The following is a 19,406-nucleotide window of genomic DNA, read 5'->3' as shown; positions in this document are numbered from 1 at the left end:
TATTGCGTACCTTTTGTATCAAATCCATTTGTATATATCCATAGTTATTTTTGGGTATTATATCACTAAAACATTAGGGAGCCTGACGTGGATGATGTAAAAAGGGAAATAGAAACACTTTTACATGAAAACGCACCCGATATTAAAATAGCCAAGGTACTGAAACAGGACATCAAAAACTACTTTGAGACACTGGAAGAGACGTTCGTCACATCCGGGGGGAAAGACTTTCTGGTCAAACACACCAAAAAAATAGACAGTATCTTAAAGACCGTCTACAAAGTGGCCCACAGGGAAATGTTCGGCGACTATGCTCCCATGAAGAACGCCATACCCCTTTCGCTTGTGGCACTGGGCAGTTATGGAAGAGAACAGCTCTGTGTCCATTCAGATATCGACCTGATGATCGTCTACAAAGAGGTGCCTGGGTACAATCTCAAAGAGATGATAGAGAAAATACTCTATATACTTTGGGATACCGGACTGAAACTTGGACATCGCGTCCATACCGTTGAAGAACTGAAAGAGGTGTCAAGAACAGACATCACCATCAAGACCGCACTGATAGAGTCGCGTTTTATAGAGGGGTCCGCTTTTGTCTGGATGGAAACGCAGAATGCCATCAGCCAGATACGCCATGATGATATTAAAGGGTTCATTCAAAGCAAACTAAGTGAGCAGGAGCACAAACACAAGAAGTACCCCCTTGCCATGGAACCCAACCTGAAAGAGGGTGTGGGCGGTTTTCGTGATGCCAACCTCGTTTTTTGGATAGGGAAAATACGGTTCAACGTCGACAACATCAAAGACCTACCCTCTGATGTAGTGGACGAGAAGGAGTATCGTACCTTCCGTATGGCACTGGAGTTTCTCTTCCGGGTGCGTTCAGCGATGCATTTGGTCACAGGCAAAAAAGAGGATACCTTGCGGCTTGACCTGATCCCGGACATCGCACGTCTGCTTGGGTATAAAAAAGGCTATGGCGGCCAGATGCGCTGTGCGCAGAAAGTGACAGAAAGTTTAAAGATCATTAGACTTTACAGTACGATATGGATCGATATCTTAACGCGTGAGCATATCCCTGAGGATCAAAATGAAAATTTCGTCTATCCCAAAAAAGAAGCACAGAACTTCAATGATCTTTTGAAAGAGCTCTGTGCCCATGCAACGGAACCTTTTCACGTGCATCCCACTTTTCTACAAAAGCTGATCACTGTAAAAAGACCCGAACGTCCCGGCAAGATACTTTACAAGACAATTTCTGAGATATTCCACCAGCCCCATAGCCATTCCATACTCAATGCCCTCTCCTATGCACGGCTTTTACAATACACCATACCGGCTATCAAAAAAGTGGTCGATCTTCCCCAGTTTGACGGGTATCATCAGTATGCGGTCGATATACACTCCATACACTGCGTCTACCATCTGGAAAATATAAAAGATCCTTTTATACAGGCTCTTTTTGACAAACTTAACAGTAAAGAAAAAATGATGCTGAAGATCGTCACTTTTTTGCACGATGCCGGCAAGGGGCGCAAACGTGACCACCACTACGTCGGAGCCTCTCTTTTTAAAGTATTTGCAAAAAAGATCAATCTCGAAACTGACTATATCGCTCAGGGTGAAACGCTGATACACTACCACACTCTGATGAGCAATACCGCACAGAGAAAAGATGTCTATAATGAAAAAACCATTTTGGATTTCACAGCCCATTTTAAAAGTAAAAAACTCTTGGATATGATCTACATACTCACCTATGCCGATATGAATGGCGTGGGTGAAGGTATCTACAACCCCTTTAATGCAAAACTGATCAAAACACTCTACCTCAATGCTCTGGAAGCATTAAAAAACCCTCACATGCTGGATGTAGCGACCAAGCGTCTTAAAAAAGAACAGAGACTCTCAGGCAATGCGCTCTTTAAGAAGCTCACCGCGCTGCAGCAAAAAAAAATATTGCAAATCCCTTCGGACCTGCTCTTCTTGCAGTATACCCCCGCCAAAATAGTTGAGATCGCTCACAAAGCTTTTGCAACGGAAGCCTATACGTTTGACATTCAACGAGAAGCACACCTCTCCATCGAGGTCATTAGAAGAAAACCCTTTAATATCGCCTATCTTCTGGGAAAACTCTCTGCGCTGGGAGTGGTACACATGGACATCTGCAAACTTTTTGATGAATTGAAATATTTTAAAATAGATTTTGCAGGCAATGTCGATACAGAAGAGATCATGCACATTGAAAAGATACTTCATGATTCGTTCGATACCCAAAAGAGTTACAAAAGTGCTATACCGGTCATTCACAAAGAGGAACTCACCATCGATACGGAACACTCCAAGACCTATGCCCTGATGAACCTCAACTGTCAAGATCAAAAAGGTTTGCTGGCCTATGTCATAGGCATTTTTGATGAGATAGGTGTCGATATTGCCACAGCAAAAGTGCATACGATCAAAAACAGGGCAAGAGATATGTTTCTCATCGAAAAGAATGGAAACTTTTGTCATAATGTTGACACTATAATAGATAAGCTTACAGGAAATAACTAAAATGTGTGGAATTGTTGGGTACATAGGACATAAAGAGAAAAAAGAGATACTTCTTGAGGGATTGCAGGAACTTGAATACAGGGGGTACGACTCTGCAGGTATTGCTGTGATCGAAGGAAAGAAACTTCATGACTACAAAGCGATAGGTAAACTTGAGAACCTACGTGAAAAGACCAAAGGGTATAAAAGTGAAGGTTTCGGTATCTCCATCGGGCATACACGCTGGGCAACCCACGGTAAACCGACCGAACTCAATGCACATCCGCACTTGGGTGCATACTCTTATGTCGTGCATAACGGTATCATCGAAAATTACCAGGCGCTCAAGACAGAACTTCAACATGAAGGGGTAACCTTTCTCAGCCAGACAGATACTGAAACGATCGTGCACCTTTTTGAAAAATACCACAATGCATCCAATGAGCCTTTTTCTGCTTTTGAAAAAACCATCAAAAGACTGGAGGGTGCCTATGCAACACTGCTGATCACCGAGGCTGCCCCTGACACCATTTTCTTTGCAAAGAACGGCTCTCCCATGCTGATAGGATTCGATAAAGAAGAAATTTATTTTGCTTCTTCGGATACGCCTGTCATAGGCAAGGCAACAGAAGTGTATTATCTTGAAGACGGTGAGTATGGTTATGTCCAAGAGGGTAAAGTGCATCTGTTCGACAGGGAGGGAAGTAAAAGTTTCACCACACAAAAACTGAGTGCGGACAAAATACTTGCGCAAAAAGACGGGTACCGCTTCTTTATGGAAAAAGAGATCTATGAGCAGAGCCGGGTCATGAGCGAAACCATGATGGGACGTGTGCTTGACGATGCCATTGCGTTTGATGAACTGGACGCAAATTTCTTTGAAGGGATCTCTGCCATAAAGATCTGTGCCTGCGGTACCAGCTACCACTCTGCCCTCACCTCCGCGTACCTCTTTGAACGTATCGCAAAAGTAAGGTGTGATGTAGAGATCGCTTCGGAGTTCAGATACAAAGATCCTTTGCTGACCAAAGATACCCTCTTTATCACTATCTCGCAAAGCGGGGAAACAGCCGATACCCTTGAAGCCCTGAAAATGGCAAAACGTGCAGGACTGAAAAGCCTCAGTGTCTGCAATGTGGACAACTCCTCCATCGTGCGTGAAAGTGATGCTGCGATCCTGACAAGGGCCGGTATAGAGAAAGGGGTTGCAAGTACCAAAGCCTTTGCAACACAGACCATGGTACTTTGGATGCTGGCCCTTTATATGGGTCAAAAGAAAGAGACCATTACCCAAGAGGTGCTGCGTACTGAGATCGGGGCAATGCTCCACACGCCTAAAGCGCTGATCGTCACCGATGCCCTGCATGCAAAACTGCACAGACTCTCCAAGCGCTATCTGCATGGACACGGCTTTTTCTTTATCGGTAGAGATATTTTCTACCCGCTTGCGCTGGAAGGTGCATTAAAACTCAAAGAGATAAGCTACATGCATGCGGAAGGATACCCTGCAGGCGAGATGAAACACGGGCCTATCGCCCTGGCTGACAGTGAACTCTTCACGATCGCCCTGATGCCAAAGAGCATGCATTATGACAAGATCAAGTCCAACGTGGAGGAGCTCAGTGCCAGAGATGCGACGATATTGGCCATTTCGCCAGAGCCGTTCGAACTGGCTGATGACTTCATCCAGACCACCTACGATTCCCACCCGATGTTGGAGTTTTTTGAAATGATGGTAGTGACACAGTTGCTTGCGCTTGAAGTTTCCATAAGACTCGGAAATGATGTAGATATGCCTAGGAACCTCGCCAAGTCTGTGACTGTGGAATAGTAGTACTATTACCTGATGTATATGGTTTCTGGAAGTATAGGGATACGACCTTTTGAATATTCTGAAACTGTCTTTGAGGCCCAGTGTATAGGCTTCTTATAGAGATTGACAATGGCAACTACAACAATGGTACTATCAACTTTTTGGTACATAAGGATATAGGGAAACCCCTTGATGAAACATCTTTGTGTATGACTAGAACTTTTTGGCCAGATCTCCGGGTAGCTTTGTATAAGTCTGAGCGTATTGATAGTCTCTTCTATAAAGTCATATCCTAGATGATCTTTTTTATATTCATAAAATTCAAAAACATCATTTAACTCATTTTGAGCCAACTCTAAAAACTTAACAGGAAACATAAACTATCTCTTGTACTTGATAAATATATCTTTTTCATCTGCAGTAGAGATATCACCTTGATCATAAGCCTCCAACCTCTCTTCAGCTTCATCTTTCCAGATCGCTTCTACCCCTCTATTTGCAGGGTAAAGCGATGCCAATATTCTATCTACAAGTAGCAACTTATCCGTATGGCTCAGAGGTAAAATATCCGAAAATATCTCGTCCATGGCTCTCATGATAATCCTTTAAATCATTTGGGTAATTATAACATATTTTCATTTCTTATTAAAGTAATAAGGTATTACAATAAAATAATGCTCTTGACTATTGTCAATACTGTATTTTAATTTCTTTGATATGATCTATAGATCTAAAATAAAAGTATGAAAGGATGTTTATGCTGATTTCTCATGAAGATATCCCTCAAGTTTCTCAAGCATTTATGAATGATACACACAAAGAAGAGGTAGAACTCATCAACACTATTTTTGAACATATACTTGCCTATGACGGAAGTGAAGAAAGTGCAGAAACCATAGACAAACTCTATACGCAATGGATAGAACATACGGTGAATCATTTTCAGAAAGAAGAGATCAAAATGCAGGAGATGCATTTTCCTCCTTATCTTGCACATAAGGGAGAACACGACAGAGCACTACAGGAGATGCGCGACCTGTTTTCCCATTGGCAGCAGCAAAGGGACATCAAAGCGCTAAAGACCTATTTTATTGAAACATTGCCAGCTTGGCTTCAGACACATATCTCTACCATGGATACCGTGACCGCCCGCTTTTTTGCTACCGGTCAGTCACCTTGTGGCGGAGGTGTCTGTTGATCTTCTTGTTCACTCTTTAAAGTATCAAACCATTGCATGCATAAGGCTTTATAAATGACTTTATAAGCCTTGAGTTTTTCATATTTTATTTCACTGTCTGTCCTAAAATAACTGCCTAAAAAATGCGCTTCCTCTTCTGCAGATAACGCAAACTCCACAGCCACGGATGCCAGATCAAAATACCTGTCGTTGGCCGAAGCATATTCCCAGTCGATCAATCGGATCGTGTCTGCGAACAAGACATTTTTCGGATTCAGATCGTTGTGGCACAATACCGTTTCTGACTCAAAAGTATGAATAGTTCTGAGCGCATTCTGCACCTCCTCGGATGGTGTCTCTATCAGCCTTTCCAGGCTGATAGAGGCACCTTCTATCTTCAAGGCGTGCAGTTTTTTCAATACCTCGGCAAATTGCTCCAGGTCACTTTTTCCCAACCTGTCTTTATGCTTGCCTTCCACATAGGTCGAGATGCTCAAGGCATTCTCTTGATCCAGCAGCAAAGGCTCAGCACTGATACCGATCTCATGGGCCCTCTTTTGTACTTCGAACTCAAATGCTCTGTCTATATCGGTTCGAATGAACTTACGTAAGATATACTTTTTCTCTTCACTGTGGATCAGATAATTTTCATTGCAGTAGCCCTGGTTTTCAAGTAATGTATAGGCTTCTATAGTGCTGTTCTCAAAAAGTGTGTATTGTTTGAGCTGCTCGATCATGGTGCTACCAGCGTGTTATTTTCCATTTTGTAGACCCTATCTGCGATACGTTCACAGTCCTGAACCTCGTGCGTGACCATAACGGTGTGCAGCCCATTCTCCACAGTGATCTTTTTGACCAGGTCAAGCATCTGCCCCCTTGTATCGGGATCCAGCCCTGTAAAAGGCTCATCCAGAAGAAGGACAGGTTCACGCCGTATCAGTACCCGCGCCAGTGCCACACGCTGCTGTTGGCCTCCCGAGAGCGATGAGACCAGGGTATCTGCATACTTTTCCAGCCCTACTTTTTCCAGTATAGTTTTGACCTTCTCACTCTCTGCCTTGCTCGGCCTGAGTGTTTTACTGATCCCCAAAAGTATATTTTTTTGTACCGTCAGATGTTCAAAAAGGTTATGCGCTTGAAAGAGTATCGTGACGGGTCTTTCTTCAACCGACAACTCCGTCAACTCCTCATCCCCCAAAGTGATACTGCCGCTTGATGCAGGCAAGAATCCTGCCAGAAGATCAAGGAGCGTCGACTTTCCGCTTCCGCTCTGCCCCAGTATCGCTACGACCTCTTTGGGTTTTACCGTCATTGAATATCTGTAGATATCCTCTGCACTGTCATGCTGATAGGTGAGATTAGTGATCTTTAGCAACGGTACTCCTAAATAGTCTTGGCAACAAGATAAATACACTCAACGTGATGGTTAAAAGGATCAGTGCAACCCCTGCTGCATCACTTGTGCGGTAGGACCCCATAAGCTGATACAGATACCAGGGTAAGGTTAAAAACTCATCCGATCCGAACAGTGCTATGATACCCAAATCTCCCAGGGAAAAACAAAAAGAGAGGGCAAGCACATAACCGATCGATGACTTCAAATAGGGATACTCGCAGTAGACCCACCTTTGAAGCGCTGTAAGATTTAGAGAAAAGACCAGTTTGTCATACCGCTGCGCTGTTTTTTGCATCGCAGGAGCCAAAACAGAAAGTGCGAACGGCAGGGACATCAGTACATTGGCAGTCAGCAGTGCGATCGTTGACCATACTGCCAGTGGTGCTTCGATGCTTTGGGACAGAAGGAAAAATCCCAGTCCCATGATCAATGAAGGCACCGCAAGATACAGATTCCCCGAAAAAGCGATCATAGTATTGAAAACTTTTGCAGATCTGCTGTCAGCCAAACGGTATTTCAGGGTGAAATTTCTTTTTACATCACTTAAAGCGATGGCGAACAGCACGGTCAACAGACTCGAAACCGTCGCGATCGAAATGCTTGTCACAAACGATTTGATGAACAAAGGTTCGGTAAGGATCCTGGCAAAGTCCGCACCGAACCCATCTATGATGATGGCCAGCAGAGGCAGGATAAAAAAGAGTGCGAAGAGGCCTATGATGGCTGCTTGCAAACGTTTGATGTGCTTTGGCTCTCTCCAGGGGATATCCAGACTGCCTGTCTTAATGTTTGCTACGCTGCTTCTGAAGTTGGAAGAGAAAAGCACCAGCAGGGTCGTCACTGCCAGCTGGATGAGTGCCAGTTTCAACGCCATGGCAATGTCAAAATCCAGTTTGACCGCTTCATAGATGGCCACTTCCAGCGTATTGTATGCCGGTGAACCGCCCAGGACCAGTACGATGGCAAAAGAGGTAAAACACAAAAGAAAGATCGTCGAAGCGGTGCTTAAAAGTGTCGTACGCAAAGCAGGCCACTCCACATAGATAAACCTTTCAAAGGCCGTAAAACGCAGACTTTTTGCAAGTTTGTACTTCTCTTTAGGGATGGATTCAAACGCATGCAGCAGTGACCTCGAAGCAAACGAAGCATTCAGATAGACATGCGCGACCAAAATGCCGCCCAACCCGTAAAGATAAGCACCGAAAGAGTGATCGAACAGGGCGAGACCGAGTTGGTTGACCCACCCGTTACGTCCCAGTACAGCGATCAGTCCAAAGACTACGATCAGTGTCGGGAATACCAAAGAGGAGGAGAAGAGTGCGACCAATAAAGAGCGGCCCTTGAAGTGTGCCTGGTGTGCCAGACTCCAGGCCAAAGAAACTCCTACCAGAATAGATAGCAGGGTAGATAAAAATGCCTGGTAGAGTGTGAACTTTAAAAGAGAGAAAACCCTGCTGTCAAGTTGGGTAAGCTGGGCATCATCCTGAGAGATGAAAAGTATGAAAAAGAGTGAAAAGGCAAACCCCAGCAGCAAGACAGAGACCAAGCCTCCAGGCAGCAGGGAATATCTAAGTCGTTTCACCTCTTTGAACATCTATCTTTCCAGTGCCCCAAGCCACTCGTTGATGATCTCTTTTCTCTGTGCCTCCACCATTTTCCCATCCAGCAGCATCATTTTGGAAGGCTGTGTAAGTGTCTCAAAGGCTTTAGGCAGACCTTGTTCTGTCTTGACCACAGGATAGGCCCAATTGGACGTAGGGATGATATCTGCAAAGGTCTGGCTGTGCATAAAGGCTAAAAACTGTTGCGCCAGCGCTTGCTGTTTGGAGCTTTTAAGTACGGCAGCAACCTCTATCTGCCCATAGTGCCCCTCTTTGAAGGCAGCAGATCTGATGTTGGTTTTATGCTCTTCGACCATGTGGTATGCGGGTGAAGTGGTGTAGGACAATACCATATCCGCTTCACCTTTCAAGAAAAGTCCATACGCTTCTGACCAGCCTTTGGTAATGGTGAGAATGTAGGGAGACAAACGTTTCCAGTACGCTCCGGCTTGATCTCCGTACACCATCTTGACCCATAAAAGCAGTCCCAGTCCTCCCGTAGAAGAGCGAGGGTCCTGGATGACGATCTTGAAATCTTCCGGCATAGAAGCCAAGGCTTCAAATGAGTCCGGCACATTTTTGAGTCTGTTCTCATCATAGACAAAGGCGAAGTAGCTGTAGTCAAAAGGAACAAAGGTATCATCGCTGTACGCTACCGGCAGGTCTAACGAAGAGGTGTTGACCTCATGTGTTGCGAAGAGTCCCGTTTTTTTGGCTACCTGTGCGATACTGGTATCCAAGCCCAGCAGGATGTCTGCCTTGGTGTTCTTGCCTTCGAGCTGTATCTTGCGCAGTGCACCGATGGAGCTTGAGATACCTACAAACTTCAGGGTACAGTTGTGCTTTGCTTCAAATGCTTTGGCTATTTTAGGTGCAGGACCCCATGACGCTGCGAAAGCATCATAGGTGTAGATGGTCAGTGTCGGTTTTTCATTACTGAATGCAGTCACTGTAAGTAGTAGGAGTATCTGTAATAATTTGATCATAAAAGATTATATCCCATATATACCCTGTCTATTATTACCTACAAGTTTCAATACAAAAACAGAGTCTGGAATCTCTGTAAAGACCGAAAACATCTCTTTTTCCAAGAGTGCCATGATCACTTTATAGTCACCATGCACCTGCGTGCTGAGTTCATTACGGACTACCTCAACACTTGGCTCTTTCTCAAGCTCAGCGATAAAGGCCAAAATTGGCGCTTCAAACTCGCGCTGAAGCGGGTACATGCTGATGTCTACAGAGATTTCCATCTAGAATTCCTTGTTAAAAGTCGTAAGATACGGTTAGACCAAAGGTTCTTGGAGTTCCCTTTTGAGTATATAGCTCTGGTTCATAACCATCAGGATACCCAGGCGTAGGAGTAGGATTATTTCCCCAGTAGAACCCTCTTACTGCATACTCTTTATCTGTAATATTCCTAGCCCAAAGTGTTGTAGTAAAATTACCATTAATGTATTCTAGGCTACTGTTGAACAATGCATATGAGTTCGATTTTTGATCATGTGTATTCGAAAAATAATAGCTTCCTTTACCTTCTACGTTTGTTTTAAAGGTCCATGCTTCAGCAAACATATAATGTAACCCTATATTATACTGATACTTAGGAGATTGTGCCGGTGCTCTTCCTTCCAATTCTGGACTGTATTCATCAAACTCTGATTTTAATAATCCTACACTTGAATAAAGGTAAAGTGAATCATTTGGATAAAAGTCTAGTTGAGACTCAAGCCCATAATAGCTTCCTTCTGCAGCATTGGAAAGATAATCTGTAAAACTATGTCCATCAACATCATATAGTTCGACCTGCATATCTTTGCGTTTTCCATAAAAGAGATTCAATCTGCTTTTTAATGTATTATCAAAATGTGAAGAGTTTACTCCTGTTTCCAAATTCCATAATGTTTCAGTAGCAAATGTTTTATCCTCCATACTTAGAGTCGAACCTGGATTCACTCCACCTGGTTTATAACCTTTGGATAAGTTGGCAAAAAGAAGGGTTGTATTATCATATTGATAGTTCAATCCGATTTTACCACCAACCATCTCTTCATCATTGTCTATAATTACATCATGAGAGTCACTATATTCTGCTTTCCAATCCTCAACTCTCAGACCGGTTACAAGTGTCAATTGATCATCGATATGCGTATCTAACTGGGTGTACAGTGCTATATTTCTAGATTCATAATTACTGTCAAAGTTTAGTTCCGCACCGTAATCGGTTGGGCGATATCTGTCTAATGCTTCTTCAAACTTTTTAGCATATGCTCCTATCGTCCAGTCTGTTCTTCCTCCAAAGATACGCCCATCTTCATCTGAGACCAAACGGATATCAATATCTGTCAATTTTTGTTCTCTATTATATTCATCAAATCCCATATATGGCCAAGGTGTAGATGCGAATTCTCCCAGATAACTCCAATCTTCATCATAACTATACGTCATATCCGATGTAGAGTGACTAAGTTTCGAGATCAATTTCATTTTATCGAATTCATAGGTTGATTTGAGTGCAAATGCATTGGTTTTTTGTGTATCTTGGCCAGGCTGATCTGAATGCGAATCCCAACTATTATCTAAAGTAAATGCATCATATCCGTTATCTATATTTACATGAATTGCATTCAAATCAATAGTATGGTTTTCAGATGCCATCCATCGGAGTTGACCTTTTGCAGTCAACTCATCAATATTTTGAGTATCGTCACGACCTAAATAACTATTTTTCATATATCCATCACTGGTGTTCTTATAGATAGAAAATCTACCCAGTAAAGTATCTTCGATCAAAGTTCCACCTACAGCTGCACCTAATGCTTTGGTATTGTAGTTACCAACAGTTGCTTCAATGTGTCCTTCAGTCTCCTTGGTAGGCTCATTACTCTGCAAACTTACTACTCCCGCAAGGCCGTTCGCACCAAAAGTCGTTCCTTGAGGTCCTTTAAGCACCTCTACCTGATTTACATCAAAAAGTGTTGCACCCAGTGCTGCATAAGAAAAGTCAATACCATCTATCATCAATCCTACAGATGGATTGATTGGTGTTTCATATTGACTTCTTTCTCCGATACCACGTATTTGAATGTATTTTGCTTTAGATGCACCTGCTGAATAATTTACGTTTGGTGTAGCAGCCAGAACTTCTATAAAAGATTGAGATGCTTTATCATAAATATCCTCTTCTCCTATCACAGTAACACTGTTACTTACCCTTGAAAGATTCTGTTCCCTAAAGTCAGCACTCACCACAACCGGATCAAGTGTGACCTCTTCCGCAAATGCAGGTGTGCCGAGTAATGCGTACGATGCGATGATCGAACCCGTTAAAATTTTTGTTTTCATATTATCCCCTTAAAATATGTAGAAAGTAAAGGAGGAGGAGTAAATAAAAGCGATAAATAACTTATCGAAGTAGATTATGTACAAGTCTCTTCCCTACGCTGGTATTAGCCAGTTCAAGTTCTACGGGTCAAGCTTTGTGCTATCTCAGCCAAATCATAAAAGATCCGGCACCCCGAGAGATTGATTCCTACTTATACAAGAAATAAGCTATCATAATCCTTAAATCGGGGCTTACTATAAGATGTTTTAATCAAACTGATGCCAAAAGGGTGTACCGATCGTAGGTGTGGAAGGAGAAGCGAATTCACGCTCTTTCATGACACCTGCTTCATACCCCAGTCGTCCTGCTTCTACCGCTAACCTGAATGCATCAGCCATTTTTACAGGGTCCTGTGCCAAAGCGATGGCTGAGTTCAGCAGTACTGCATCATATCCCAGTTCCATTGCCTGTGCGGCATGGGACGGTTTTCCTATACCGGCATCCACCACCAGCTGAAGGTCCGGGAACTGCTTACGGATGGCCAAAAGATTGTCCGGGTTCATCAGTCCCTTTCCTGAGCCTATCATAGAACCCCATGGCATAATGATCTTGCAACCTACATCTGCCAAACGCTTTGCCACAACGAGGTCATCTGTCGTATAGGGGAAGACTTCAAACCCTTCTTTGATGAGCACTTCAGCTGCTTTTACCGTCTCAAACGGGTCTGGCTGCAGATTGTACTGATCGCCGATCACTTCAAGCTTTACCCAGTTCGTACCAAACACTTCTCTGGCCATCTGTGCTGTAGTGATGGCCTCTTTGGCCGAGTGCGAACCTGCCGTATTGGGCAGTACTTCGATGTTCAGCGATTTGATGATGTCCCAGAAAGGGTTGCCCCTTCCCTCGCCGGCCGCTTGTCGTCTTAGTGATACCGTAACGATCTGTGCCCCCGAGATCCTGATCGCATCTTCCATGTTGGCGGGGCTTGGATAGAGTGCAGAACCTATAAGCAGTCTGCTGCTCAATGTTTTTCCGCCTATCTGCCATGTATTGTCTGTCCCTACGTGTTTGGTCATCTCATCCACCTTGTACGGGAGCCAAAATATCTATCGTGTCTCCCTCTTTTATAATTGTCTCATTGTATTTAGCGATAGGTACAAAAGTAGTATTGACCGCTACAGCAAAGCCTTTGACCTTATATTCCAGTGCTTCTATCATCTCACTGACGTTTAAACCGTTCTCGAGCTCTTTCATTTCGCCATTTACGGATACTTTTATCATCGATTCACTCCTTCTCTCAACGCTTCTTCTACCACTGCAGGTGCCAGAAGATAGCCATGACGATACAGACCATTGATACGAGTCATTTTATTACTATGCTCTATTTTTGGTAAATTGTCTCTTAATGAAGGACGGCAATTGGTAAGCATATTGACAATACGTGCTTCTGCAAATCCCGAATGCATGCTGTATACGGCTGAAAGCAGCTCCAGGCTCGAACGCACGGACATCGGGCTTTTATCTTCACTCTCTATCTCGGTCGCACCGATCACATACCTGTTGTTAGGCCGCGGAACGATGTAGATCTTATAGCGCGGATGCAGCATACGTGTCGGTCTGCTGATCTTCACTTCAGGGGCATCCAGCCAAAAGACCTCTCCGCGTACACCGCGCAGGTCACTGATGTCCTCTTGTGCACCCAGTCCCCGCGAATCAAATACCCAGTCAAATGTTTTACTCTCATCCCCTACTGTAATAGTACCGTCCGAGATATGGGTCACTTTAGTCTCCTGATGCCACGTAACGTCCGGATGTGCAAGCAGATAATCGCTCGAAGCTTTCATAAAACGCTGTGCATCCACCTGTCCTTCATGCGGTATATAGAAAGCTTTACGGTGTTGCTCGAGGTCCGGCTCCAATTGCATCAATCCTTCTCTGTCCAGAAGCTGTATCTCTGACGCTTCTTCTACCTTGGATTTGAGAGTACCTATAAAATGCTCCAACTCATTATAATCTTGAGGATGCGCCGTAATAATACTGCCCTTTTGCTGATAGGCATCCGGAATACCGACCTGCTCCAACAGACCAGGCCACAGCGCTATAGAACGGTTTCCATGATCAAAAATAACAGACTCTGCACTTTCCAGCTCGGCAAAAACGGCAAGCATCCCCGCTGCGGTCATACCGGCTGCCTTATCACCATAGGCTGTATCTTCATCAAAAAGTGTTAGTGTATGTCCCTGCTGCAGAAGATTTAAAGCCAAAACTCTTCCGACAAGACCTACACCCGCAATTCCTATATTCATATTTTCTCCATTCATCACACACAGTGTGCTCCAGTCGCTCCGAACACCCTTGTAAGCGGAGCGATTTGAGAGGAGCGACGATTTTTTGCTTCGTTTTTTCTAAAAAAATGAAGAGAACAACAAAGCCACAATTAAAGTATACGGTACTTAAGAAACAAGATTCATTCAAAATTAACTTTGAAGCTTATCTGCCTCTACATAGACTTCTGAACCCATCTCTTTGAATTTCATGGACATCTCTTCCATTCCGTGCTGTTTTGCACTCTCTACATCTGTTCCCAGTGAATCTGCATACTCACGTACATCTGCAGAGATCTTCATAGAACAGAACTTCGGTCCGCACATCGAACAGAAGTGAGCCACTTTAGCCGCTTCCATAGGAAGTGTCGCATCATGATAATCACGTGCACGCTCAGGATCCAGACCGATATTGAACTGGTCTACCCATCTGAACTCAAATCTTGCTTTGCTCATCGCATCATCTCTGGCACGTGCACCAGGGTGTCCTTTGGCAACATCCGCAGCGTGTGCCGCTATCTTATAAGTGATAAGTCCCTCTTTCACATCTTCTCTGTTCGGAAGTCCCAAGTGCTCTTTAGGTGTCACATAACAAAGCATCGCACATCCGTACCAGCCTATCATTGCTGCACCGATCCCTGAGGTGAAGTGGTCATACCCTGGTGCGATATCAGTCGTTAACGGCCCAAGTGTATAGAACGGCGCTTCATGGCACCACTCAAGCTGCTTATCCATGTTCTCTTTGATCATGTGCATCGGCACGTGTCCCGGACCTTCGATGATCGTCTGTACATCATGTTTCCAGGCAATTTGTGTCAAACGTCCCAGCTCTTTAAGTTCAGCGAACTGTGCTTCATCGTTTGCATCCGCAGTGCTTCCCGGACGCAGACCATCACCGAGTGAGAAGGTGACATCATATGTTTTCATGATTTCACAGATCTCTTCAAAGTGCGTATTGAGGAAGTTCTCCTGGTGGTGATGTATCATCCATTTTGCCATGATCGCTCCACCGCGGGAAACGATCCCCGTCACACGCTTTGTCGTCATGGGTACATGGTGCAGCAATAGCCCAGCGTGAATGGTAAAATAATCCACCCCCTGCTCTGCCTGTTCGATCAGTGTATCTCTAAACACTTCCCATGTCAGGTCTTCCGCGATACCGTTTACCTTCTCAAGTGCCTGATAGATAGGCACTGTCCCGATAGGCACCGGAGAGTTACGTAAGATCCAGTCACGTGTCGTATGGATGTTTTTACCCGTAGAGAGGTCCATGACCGTATCTCCACCCCAACGTGTCGACCATACCATCTTCTCCACCTCTTCAGCGATGCTTGAAGTCGTTGCCGAGTTACCGATGTTTGCATTGACCTTTACAAGGAAGTTACGACCGATGATCATAGGTTCAACTTCCGGATGGTTAATGTTACAAGGGATGACCGCACGGCCCGCTGCTACCTCTTGACGTACAAACTCAGGTGTGATCACCTCTGGCAGGTTCGCACCGAAACTCTCACCTTTAAGTCTTGTTTCTCTCTCTTGATCTTGGAGATACGCTTCATTCATCGCTCTGTCCTGGTTTTCACGAATTGCGATGAACTCCATCTCCGGAGTGATGATCCCTTGTCTTGCATACCAAAGCTGGGAAACATTTTTCCCTTTTTTTGCACGGAGCGGTGTACGTACAAGCCCTTTTGCCCCTGCAGTTACATAGTTAAGTTGTTCATCGGTGTTGTAGCCATTGTCTTCAGGCGCCATGATGCGTCCCTCGTACTCTTCTACATCCCCACGTGCCATTATCCACTCTTTACGAATAGCAGGGATCCCTTCACCTACATCGATCTCAACACTCGGATCTGTATAGGGACCTGAAGTATCGTAGACTCTCAGTTTTGACTCGTCGCCTAAAGTGATCTCGCGCACCGGTACTCTGATATCTTTATGGATCTCACCCTTTAAATATACTTTCTGTGAAGCCGGGAATGGTTCACGCGTAAGCATCTCATTGGAAGTTGTTAATGTGTCTTTGAATGATTTTGTCATTGTATTCCCTTTTAATTAGATATTAAATTACGGGAAGAGGAGTAAACAAGCAGATAAATTCTAAGTATTAAAATTTATATAGTTAGTCACAATTCTCTTCCTTACGCTGGTATTACCCAGTTCAAGTTCAGCGGGACAAGCAATGAATGCTATCTCAGCTCCTATCCTTGTTCAAAAGACAGTAGCGCCCCGAGAGGTTGACAACCGAACTATAATACAAGTGAGATAAGAGGATGCTTAATCTGGTTATGAAACAAGAAGCTGATGGAAACAAAAAAGAAATGTAAAGAAAGCTAATTTTTGGGGTGTGTTATTTTAAAAAATGCAAAAGTGTTTTGTGAAGCGGACACAGGGACTGGATAAGCTCCAGCCCCTGAAGAAGTCCAAGTGGTTCTTAGAAAGTATAAGTTACACCTACATTAACAGAATCAACTGTAACATCTCCGGCGTTAACACTTCCTTCGTTATATGAATCATCATAAAGGTTTGTATAGTCTACAAATACACCGATATTTTCAGTCATTGCATAGCTAGCACCAAGACCCCATTGGAAACCGTCTCCAGAATGTTCTACAGCACCATGCTCATGTGTTGTCTCACCGTATCCAAGCAATGCATACACTTTTGCAGCATCAGTGATCGGGTACTGCGGTTTTACATAGATTCCATAATTTTCCATAACGTCAGTAAATCCAGCATATCTAGCCTCTAGTCCGATATATGGATTGAAGTTATATCCTGCCAATAGAAGTACTTCGTCACCATCATGCTCACCGTGGCTATCGTAATCTGCATTGATCCAAGAATAACCTGCACCTACATAGAATGCACCTGTTGATTCTGGTTCTTCAACCACTTCTGGTATTGTGACTTGTGGCTCAACCGGAGCGATATCTCCACCTGCAAACGCGAATGTACTCATTGCTGCCGCAGCAATAATTGATAGTGTTGTTTTTTTCATGTTTTGTCCTTGTTCTTTGAATTTTTAAAATCAGGGAAGTATACACTTGTTTATCCTTAAAAGTCAACATGAAATCGAAAAATTTTATTGTTCTGTGTACTTAAAAAGAAGTGTATCCTACTATAAATAAGCAAAAGAGAAAACTGACCTACTCTTCTGTCTTCATATCTACAAGTTCGGCCAAGAGTTCTTCTATCTCTTCTTCTTCAAGCTCATCACGCTTAAGTTCTTCAATGATGGCAAAACACTCCGTTCGCATCTCCCTCATCTCTTCAAGGTCTTCTTTCTGCTCTTTTGAGGCTGATTTCGCCTTGTCTATCGCTGCAAAAAGTTCATCTATGGCAACTTCCAGGTCCGGAATGATCTCTAATTCTAACAGGTTTTTAAGTTTTTCTGCATTTGTCATGGGGGTGTTCCTAATGTTCATATAGTTGGAATTATAACCAAAAAAATGTACAATACATCAAAAACAAGGAAAGAGACCATGTCCCAAACAGAAAAACCTTCCAACGACAACCAGAAAGATGAACAGTTCTACAAAAGGGTAGACACACTGATAGGACTGGCAAACGGATATCTCAAAACTGAAACCCACCCAGTGTTTATGAATAACTCATTTATGTTCGCTGCAGCACGTTTCAATGCATGGGTAGCCGCTGCAGGGTATGAAAACAGCGAAGAGATGGCGAAAGAAAAAGACGATATCCTTAACTTCTTTGTCAATCAGTTCAAACTCATGCTCAATGAGAATCTGGACGACTATATAAAGAACTATGATTCATATATGGGAAAATCCACGGATACACCGGAAGATAAGTAGTCAGAGTCGGTCTGCCGACCATAAAACCATCATTACTATGGTTTTTAGATTTTTGTTTTGAAGCGTAAAGCGGAAGGAAACAATAAAAGGAGCCGATCTTCATAAAGAAGATGGCATCCTATCATGCGATGGATCAGTGGCAGCCGCAGCCTGTACCACAACTTTCATCTGACTCTTTTGACTCTTTGGCCGGAGCCGGAGTCGATGCGGCAGCAGCACCTGTACTGCAGGCACTGACACCCGGAGGTGTCGTAGGCTGTACTGCTGAGTTGTCCGCGAGACCCTCTTTATTGACCTTGTCAATGAAAGCAAGAAGATTTTTTGCCGCTTCCTGGTAGCGTTTAGCCGTTTCGGAATCAGGCTTATGGTAGGTGACAGGCATACCTGTATCTCCCCCAATTCTGATCGCAGGTTCTATCGGTATACGGGCGATCACTTCTGTATCATACTCTTTCGCAACCGCCTCAGTGGTTCCCATACCGAAAATATCTGACTCAGTGTCACATGAAGGACAGATGAACCCTGACATGTTCTCAATGATACCTGCTGTCGGGATATGAAGTTTCTGGAACATGGTCAATGAACGTCTAGAGTCATCCAAAGATACCTCTTGAGGTGTCGTTACTGTGATACCTGCTGTAACAGGTACAGACTGTGCAAGTGTTAACTGTGCATCACCTGTTCCTGGAGGCATATCGATCACAAGCACATCCAGGTCAGACCATAAGATATCTCTCAGGAACTGCTCGATCGCTTTCATGATCATAGAACCTCTCCAAAGGAGTGCCGCACCTTCATCCATGATCGAACCCATAGACATAATTTCTACACCGTATGCTTTTAAAGGACGTAATTTGTTACCAGCGATTTCCGGTTTTTGGTCTGCAACACCCATCATACGAGGAATGTTCGGCCCATAGATATCTGCATCCAAAAGACCGACTTTTTTACCCTGCATTGCCATGGCAACTGCCAGGTTTACCGATGTAGTTGATTTTCCGACCCCACCTTTACCTGAACTGACCATTACAAAGTTTTTTACGTGCGGTGCTATGTTCTTACCGCTTACAGAATTGGAGAGTTGCTTTGGTGCTTCTGGCGCTATAATGTTGATACCAACATGTTCAAAGCCAAGTTTGTTCATCGCTGTTGTTGCTTCTTCTTTAAGTTGCGCTTTTACCTCATCTGCTGATGATGTGATATCGATAGTCAAAGTGATATTCGTATCATCAATGATCTGAATATCCTTTACAAAACCGAAAGTGACAATATCTTTTGTGAACCCCGGATAGATTACATTTTTTAACGCTTCTAATACATTTTCTTGTGTCATGTTTAATCCTAGTTAAATTAGTTATAAGGAGTTATACCAGCAAAATCTTAAATTAGATTGAAATTTTTCCTCATATTT

18 protein-coding genes and 2 riboswitches are annotated in these 19,406 nt (G+C 43.7%); of the genes, 4 read left to right on the top strand and 14 right to left on the bottom strand.

All coding sequences use genetic code 11. The annotated features are described in order from the left end of the window. The first annotated feature begins 87 nt into the window (after positions 1 to 87). A complete protein-coding gene (locus tag VIM88_RS02125) occupies positions 88 to 2,559 on the top strand; it encodes a nucleotidyltransferase (RefSeq protein ID WP_331861235.1) in 2,472 nt (823 codons plus the stop codon). Between the two features lies 1 nt (position 2,560). Continuing rightward, positions 2,561 to 4,369, top strand: a complete 1,809-nt coding sequence (gene glmS, locus VIM88_RS02120; RefSeq protein ID WP_331861234.1) for a glutamine--fructose-6-phosphate transaminase (isomerizing) — start codon at positions 2,561 to 2,563, stop codon at positions 4,367 to 4,369. A 362-nt stretch (positions 4,370 to 4,731) separates the two neighbouring features. Here the strand turns inward: glmS and VIM88_RS02115 are convergent, their stop codons facing one another. Continuing rightward, on the bottom strand, positions 4,732 to 4,938 hold the full coding sequence (locus tag VIM88_RS02115; protein ID WP_331861233.1) for an addiction module protein: 207 nt from the start codon (positions 4,936 to 4,938) through the stop codon (positions 4,732 to 4,734). Between the two features lie 170 nt (positions 4,939 to 5,108). Between VIM88_RS02115 and VIM88_RS02110 the strand changes: the two genes are divergently transcribed. Then, positions 5,109 to 5,549, top strand: a complete 441-nt coding sequence (locus VIM88_RS02110) for a hemerythrin family protein (protein WP_331861232.1) — start codon at positions 5,109 to 5,111, stop codon at positions 5,547 to 5,549. Here VIM88_RS02110 and VIM88_RS02105 read toward each other — a convergent pair. The 12 genes from VIM88_RS02105 to VIM88_RS02050 form a co-directional block, all read right to left on the bottom strand. Beyond that, complete coding sequence (locus VIM88_RS02105; RefSeq protein ID WP_331861231.1) at positions 5,519 to 6,265, bottom strand: choline/ethanolamine kinase family protein; 747 nt, start codon at positions 6,263 to 6,265, stop codon at positions 5,519 to 5,521. The two genes, VIM88_RS02110 and VIM88_RS02105, sit on opposite strands and share 31 nt — an antisense overlap. After that, positions 6,262 to 6,903: an ATP-binding cassette domain-containing protein gene (locus VIM88_RS02100; protein ID WP_331861230.1), complete on the bottom strand. Its 642-nt coding sequence runs from the start codon at positions 6,901 to 6,903 to the stop codon at positions 6,262 to 6,264. Before VIM88_RS02100 ends, VIM88_RS02105 begins: the two co-directional genes overlap by 4 nt. Continuing rightward, the gene (locus tag VIM88_RS02095; protein ID WP_331861229.1) at positions 6,887 to 8,506 is read right to left on the bottom strand and encodes an ABC transporter permease subunit; all 1,620 of its coding nucleotides are present in this window, start codon (positions 8,504 to 8,506) and stop codon (positions 6,887 to 6,889) included. Before VIM88_RS02095 ends, VIM88_RS02100 begins: the two co-directional genes overlap by 17 nt. A 12-nt stretch (positions 8,507 to 8,518) precedes the next feature. Beyond that, positions 8,519 to 9,511 carry a thiamine ABC transporter substrate binding subunit gene (thiB, locus tag VIM88_RS02090; protein WP_331861228.1) on the bottom strand — a complete coding sequence of 331 codons (993 nt, stop codon included), beginning with the start codon at positions 9,509 to 9,511 and terminating at the stop codon, positions 8,519 to 8,521. 6 nt (positions 9,512 to 9,517) lie between these two features. Further along, entirely contained in the window at positions 9,518 to 9,778 is a 261-nt protein-coding gene (locus VIM88_RS02085; RefSeq protein WP_331861227.1) for a hypothetical protein, read from the bottom strand. A 13-nt stretch (positions 9,779 to 9,791) separates the two neighbouring features. Further along, positions 9,792 to 11,870 carry a TonB-dependent receptor gene (locus VIM88_RS02080; RefSeq protein ID WP_331861226.1) on the bottom strand — a complete coding sequence of 693 codons (2,079 nt, stop codon included), beginning with the start codon at positions 11,868 to 11,870 and terminating at the stop codon, positions 9,792 to 9,794. A gap of 73 nt (positions 11,871 to 11,943) precedes the next feature. Next, positions 11,944 to 12,055, bottom strand: a riboswitch (TPP riboswitch). Between the two features lie 61 nt (positions 12,056 to 12,116). Beyond that, entirely contained in the window at positions 12,117 to 12,926 is an 810-nt protein-coding gene (locus VIM88_RS02075; RefSeq protein WP_331861225.1) for a thiazole synthase, read from the bottom strand. A gap of 1 nt (position 12,927) precedes the next feature. Next, the gene (thiS, locus tag VIM88_RS02070; protein ID WP_331861224.1) at positions 12,928 to 13,131 is read right to left on the bottom strand and encodes a sulfur carrier protein ThiS; all 204 of its coding nucleotides are present in this window, start codon (positions 13,129 to 13,131) and stop codon (positions 12,928 to 12,930) included. After that, positions 13,128 to 14,156, bottom strand: a complete 1,029-nt coding sequence (locus VIM88_RS02065) for an FAD-dependent oxidoreductase (RefSeq protein ID WP_331861223.1) — start codon at positions 14,154 to 14,156, stop codon at positions 13,128 to 13,130. The genes thiS and VIM88_RS02065 overlap by 4 nt, the downstream gene beginning before the upstream one ends. A 171-nt stretch (positions 14,157 to 14,327) precedes the next feature. After that, complete coding sequence (gene thiC, locus VIM88_RS02060) at positions 14,328 to 16,214, bottom strand: phosphomethylpyrimidine synthase ThiC (RefSeq protein ID WP_331861222.1); 1,887 nt, start codon at positions 16,212 to 16,214, stop codon at positions 14,328 to 14,330. Between the two features lie 81 nt (positions 16,215 to 16,295). Next, a riboswitch (TPP riboswitch) is annotated at positions 16,296 to 16,416 on the bottom strand. Between the two features lie 192 nt (positions 16,417 to 16,608). Next, positions 16,609 to 17,175 (bottom strand): porin family protein, encoded by a 567-nt coding sequence (locus VIM88_RS02055; protein ID WP_331861221.1) that lies wholly within the window; start codon positions 17,173 to 17,175, stop codon positions 16,609 to 16,611. Between the two features lie 148 nt (positions 17,176 to 17,323). Then, positions 17,324 to 17,581 (bottom strand): hypothetical protein, encoded by a 258-nt coding sequence (locus VIM88_RS02050; RefSeq protein ID WP_331861220.1) that lies wholly within the window; start codon positions 17,579 to 17,581, stop codon positions 17,324 to 17,326. A 78-nt stretch (positions 17,582 to 17,659) separates the two neighbouring features. On the opposite strand from VIM88_RS02050, the gene VIM88_RS02045 reads away from it, so the two are divergent. Continuing rightward, positions 17,660 to 17,995 carry a DUF3144 domain-containing protein gene (locus tag VIM88_RS02045; RefSeq protein WP_331861219.1) on the top strand — a complete coding sequence of 112 codons (336 nt, stop codon included), beginning with the start codon at positions 17,660 to 17,662 and terminating at the stop codon, positions 17,993 to 17,995. Between the two features lie 133 nt (positions 17,996 to 18,128). Here VIM88_RS02045 and VIM88_RS02040 read toward each other — a convergent pair whose 3' ends face one another. Beyond that, positions 18,129 to 19,328, bottom strand: a complete 1,200-nt coding sequence (locus VIM88_RS02040; RefSeq protein ID WP_331861218.1) for an Mrp/NBP35 family ATP-binding protein — start codon at positions 19,326 to 19,328, stop codon at positions 18,129 to 18,131. Between the last annotated feature and the right edge of the window lie 78 nt (positions 19,329 to 19,406).

The sequence above is a fragment of the Sulfurovum sp. genome (genome assembly GCF_036568385.1).
In the GTDB taxonomy this organism is placed as follows: Bacteria; Campylobacterota; Campylobacteria; order Campylobacterales; family Sulfurovaceae; genus Sulfurovum.
The sequence above is the reverse complement of the archived record's forward strand: the minus strand, read 5'-3'. Positions and strand labels throughout refer to the sequence as shown.